Source organism: Deltaproteobacteria bacterium (assembly GCA_018668695.1).
In the GTDB taxonomy this organism is placed as follows: Bacteria; Myxococcota; XYA12-FULL-58-9; order XYA12-FULL-58-9; family JABJBS01; genus JABJBS01.
On record JABJBS010000144.1, the window covers coordinates 1 to 4,981 of the forward strand.

Genomic DNA, 4,981 nt, shown 5'->3' on the forward strand with positions numbered 1-4,981 from the left:
CTGGATGCGCGAATGTCGTCAGGCGTATCCCCAATCATCCAGGCATATTTAACTCCAAGTTTTTGGAGAGCCAGATTGACGGGAGCGGGATCAGGTTTAAGCGCTGCATCTTCCATGCAAACGAGAACTTCGAAGCAGTCTAAGATGTCGTTCTCTTCGAAAAAACAAAGCGCATCGCTTCTAGGTCGTCCGGTCACAATCGCGAGCGGCAATTTCGCTTTCAAAGCATTCAGCCATACCTTCGGAGTGAGAAGTGTTTCTGTGGAGCGCAAACCTGGCGCCTCGGCAGTTCCTTGATAAATTTCTTCAAACTTATCTTTGATTGCTTCGAAATCAATGTTTACTCCGGCCTCCTCACAAAGCCTTTGTGTTACAACCCAATCGTTGTTGGCATTGCCAGCTGCTTTTTGCGCGCTTATCTGCTCAGAGGTAACGGTCACTCCAAATGCTGCAGCGGTCTCGACAATCGTTGCTCGGTAAGAACCCGAAACATCAGCCAAAACTCCGTCCAAGTCGAAAATCATCGCTTCCGGGTTGAGGGCTGCCCGGAACCCATCACACAATCGCTCGAAGACCTCATCGTTACCTGGGCAGGTGATACGTACCGCACCTTCCAAACCAGGCTTTCCTGGAAACACTCGGACGCCGATTCCTAAACCTTCTAAAGCATCCTTAACCCAAGCGCTTTTCTCAAACCGCGCCAAAACAAAGTTTGCTTGACTTGGGATACTGGTTGCACCGAGTTCTTGCAGAAGGGCCACGAGCTTGTCACGCTCAGCCTGAACCCGTTCGATATAAGCTTGAACCGGAGCCTGCTCCGCCTGCATCCGTGCCTTGGCCATGGCCAATGACAATTTGGAAACCGTGTACGGGCCACTGGCTCCCTTAAGCCATGCGATGACACGTGCATCCCCGATGGCATACCCCACTCGCAATCCGGCCAGCCCCAGCGCCTTGGAAAAGGTCCGGGTGATAACAACATTCGAGTGCTTCAGCAGCGTTGGCATCAAGTCTTCTTTTGCGAATTCTGCGTATGCAAGGTCTGCAATGACTAAAACATCTTTTGCGCCGCGAGCCAGCTGGTCAACTTGTTCCGCCGTTAAGCTGGTTCCCGTTGGGTTGTTGGGACTGATCATCACGATAGCGCGAGTATTTTTAGTGATCGCACCTAAAACACTCTCAACCGGATAGGCGCCGTCAACCCAAGGAACATCTACGACCTTGGCACCGCAGAGGCCGGCATAAATAGGAATCATTTCGAAGGTAGGATAAGGCACGATGATTTCGGTACCAGGCATCAAAACGCTCTTGCATGCCCGCTCCAATGATTCATCCCCGCCAGCGGTGACGATGACTTGGTCCGTATCCACCCCATACTGCTCGGCAATCATCGCCTCCAGCACCGTAGGGTTTGGATAGCCAATCACGTCATCAATGGTTTGGTCTGATAACAGAGCTTGTAAATCTTTGGACTCCGCGTCCGTGAAAAACAATCGCTCTGTATTGCCCAGCGGCAAATCAACCACTTGACGCCTTGGCGGTATTTTATAGGGCTTCACACCCGCAACCGCGTTGGCTGGCTGAACCGACAACGTTTTCTCTTCCTGCTTCTCTGAACTCATTACGGCACCAATTGAGATAATCGAGTTACAACGATATCCGTGCCCCCCGATGACTTAATCATTGGAATCACCGTTGGGAGTTCATCTCTCGGCACAGCTGCTTTAACCGCAAAACCTTTGCTGTCCCGTAAAGGCGAAACAGTCGCATCACGCATGCACGGCAAGGCCTCAACCACACTGTCGAGCTTATCTGCAGTGACGTTAACTTCTACCATCACACGGCTCCGCGCTGCCAAAACAGACTGAACCAGCATGGCAAAGTTTTCTATCGCTGCTTTTTTCTTCGGAATTTCCATGGCTCTTGGGTTTGCATAAAGCCTTGTGGAAGAAGTCGCCACGGTACCAACAATATCCAGATTGTTTGCTCGCAGGGTCGAGCCCGTTGAAGTGTTGTCCACGATGCAATCTGCATCCTCGGGTGGGAAAACTTCAGTCGCCCCGTAGGACCGCACAAACGTTGCATCTAAACCTTCACGCTTGATCCAGTTGCGCGTGAGGTTCTCATATTCAGATGCAATCACCAGGTGCTGTTTTGGAAGTTTGCCATTCTCTAATAGAGGGCGCGGCGCGGCAGCTACAACCTTCACAGGATCCATACGCGTATCAACCAGCTCTACCAGATTGGCACCTTTTTCTTGAACCCAGTCATCACCGGCAAAGCCAAGGTCGCGGCTACCCGCATCCAACATTTCGACGATATTCTGTGGCTTCAAGATTTTCACCTCGAAGTCGGGCAAGTTAATCGAGGGACGGTAGCCCCGGTCACTAACTTTTATGCGGATACCTGCCTCAGATAGAATCGAGAAAACCCCGTCTTTCATTCGGCCTTTAGGTAATGCCAGTCGCACACACTCTGTTGAGGGATTGTTTTCCATAATGCTGTCCTTTCAACGCTTGCGTTCATCGCAAACGGGAGGTTGTTTCATACTGCCTCAAGGATCAACATTTGGTCTGAAAACCAAAACGCCGACCCTATGGTCGGCGTGGATGGAGCAAGAATCAAATACACCTACCCATCAGCCGACCCAGAGGCCATGATGATGCAGATGGTGTTGAAATTGTTGCTTCATGATGGCTCAACTATCGTGCGCTGCGTCACAGAAGTCAAGTCTGTCAGTGAACGCGAGGATTCCCTGACACCACTCCAAGGAGCGTGTCCTCAGACTTACAACATTCCAAGGCCATCTTCATCAGCCCTAAGTCACTGATATGAATACATAAAACGTGGGCACTATGCTAAATAAAAAATGATCAAAATGCGCCGACGACCGAGATTATTGCTTTGACAAGAGTGTGCGCCGCCATTATGGCCCAGTAACGCCTTGTTAATGGACTCACTGCCCCCAGGCACCGATTGCTTTTAGCTGGCGTACACGCTTACCCCGCGTGAATATCTCTTCTCAAACGTTTCTAGGCTGAGAAGAAAAGTGAGAAATAGTATGGTTACCGCCCTAAGTATCCTTGCCGTTAACGGCATCCACAAATCGCTTTGCCGCGAAATAGACCTTCTGGCTTCGGCCGGTCATGTCGTTCATCACGCCGGAACTGGAGCTGAGGCTTTGGAACGCGCGATTGCCGAACAGCCGGACTGCGTCTTAATCGACTTGATGCTTCCCGACATGGACGGGCTCAAACTTTGTCACAGCATTAAAAACCACCCCGCTTGCGAAGGCATCCGGGTCGTATTCGTATCTTCAAAGCCCTACGCCCTCGACCGAAAACGAGCTCTCGAAATGGGCGCTGATGGTTATTTACAACGCCCGATGACTCCGGAACAGTTTCGCTCCGAACTCACCAAAGCACTCGATGATAAGGTTGAGCTTACTTTCTGGGGAGTTCGCGGAACATTGCCGGTATGTGGCCCAGACGCCCTGCGCTACGGCGGCAATACATCATGTGTCTCACTCGAGTTTGCTCGTGGGCAATCTCTTATCTTTGATGCGGGCAGCGGTATCAAGCAGTTATCAGATAGCTTAGCGACTAAAAACTTAAGTAATTTTCACTCGCGGATCTTCATCTCACACCCACACTGGGACCACATCAACGCACTTCCATTCTTCGCACCGCTCTATCAGCAGGGAAACGAGATTGAGATTCTTGGAGCCAGCCACGGAGATATCTCCATGCGTGAACTCATCGCTGGCCAAATGGACGGGATTTACTTCCCAGTGAACCTAAATCAATTTGCCGCAAGAGTCTATTTCCGGAACCTATGTGAAGAGACGGTTGAATTTGACGGGATAAAAGTGAGCACGATGCTTTTAAATCATCCTGGTTACTGTTTAGGATACCGCGTAGATTATCGTGACCGTTCATTTTGCTACATCACTGATAACGAGCTCTTCCCCAAAGACAGTCAGCATTTTGACCCTGTCTATCGCAACAAGTTGATTCAGTTTATCAAGGGCGCCGACACGCTGATTATGGATACCACCTACAGTGACGAAGAATACCCTGCACATACAGGGTGGGGACATTCATGTGTTCGAGAAGTCGTCGACGTTGCACATGAAGCTCAAGCCAAACAGTTGTGCTTGTTTCATCACGATCCAGCTCAAACCGATGCGGACATCGACCATAAGCTGGGTCAAGCTCAAGCACGACTTCGTGAATTGGAATCGTCCACTGAAGTGATTGCACCTTCTGAAAACACAACCTTAACATTCTGACTCAACGGGCGCGGTGGCCTTCAATAAGGCTCTCCACCACTGCAGGATCTGCGAGCGTTGTAACATCACCCAATTCCCCATACTCACCGGATGCAATCTTTCTCAGAATGCGACGCATAATCTTGCCAGATCTGGTTTTCGGAAGGCCTGATACAAATTGCAATGCTTCTGGGGTAGCAATCGGTCCAATGGCTTTACGAACACAGCCCTTGAGTTCGTCGATCAGGACCTTAGAATCACCACTTTGCGCACTCTGATTGACTTGCACGTAAGCAAAGATTGCCGTGCCCTTAATCTCATGTGGGTAACCCACGACCGCTGCCTCTGCAATCGACGGATGTGCAACCAACGCACTTTCAATTTCCGCTGTTCCTAACCGGTGGCCTGATACATTGAGGACATCATCGACACGGCCAGTAATCCAGTAATAGCCATCCTCATCTCTGCGACAACCATCACCTGTGAAATAAAGCCCAGGAAACATGGAGAAGTAAGTTTGGCAAAACCGCTCATGATCTCCCCAAATCGTTCGACTCTGCCCTGGCCAAGGCTGCTTTAAACACAAGTTCCCCGAGACGCCATTGCCCACGAGTTCTTTTCCTTCATCGTCCACAAGAATGGGCTGAACTCCGAAGAAGGGAAGTGTTGCTGAACCAGGCTTACATGGTGTCGCGCCAGGAAGAGGAGATA

General features: G+C 50.4%; 4 protein-coding genes. 1 reads left to right on the forward strand and 3 read right to left on the reverse strand.

All coding sequences use genetic code 11. The features are described from left to right. Window positions 1-1,622, reverse strand: a 1,622-nt coding sequence (locus HOK28_07790; protein ID MBT6432974.1) for a TIGR01548 family HAD-type hydrolase, incomplete at its 3' end; no start/stop codon positions are given. Next, entirely contained in the window at window positions 1,622-2,497 is an 876-nt protein-coding gene (gene hisG / locus HOK28_07795; GenBank protein MBT6432975.1) for an ATP phosphoribosyltransferase, read from the reverse strand. The genes hisG and HOK28_07790, both read right to left, overlap by 1 nt. A gap of 564 nt (window positions 2,498-3,061) precedes the next feature. On the opposite strand from hisG, the gene HOK28_07800 reads away from it, so the two are divergent. Then, a complete protein-coding gene (locus HOK28_07800; protein MBT6432976.1) occupies window positions 3,062-4,291 on the forward strand; it encodes a response regulator in 1,230 nt (409 codons plus the stop codon). A 1-nt stretch (window position 4,292) separates the two neighbouring features. Here HOK28_07800 and HOK28_07805 read toward each other — a convergent pair. Next, a partial coding sequence (locus tag HOK28_07805) for an AMP-binding protein (protein ID MBT6432977.1) occupies window positions 4,293-4,981 on the reverse strand: 689 nt, incomplete at its 5' end.

Excerpts from the sequence above, each read along its gene's own strand:
- hisG (MBT6432975.1), bottom strand. The coding sequence starts at position 2,497 with ATGGAAAACAATCCCTCAACAGAGTGTGTGCGACTGGCATTACCTAAA.
- HOK28_07800 (MBT6432976.1), top strand. The coding sequence starts at position 3,062 with ATGGTTACCGCCCTAAGTATCCTTGCCGTTAACGGCATCCACAAATCG.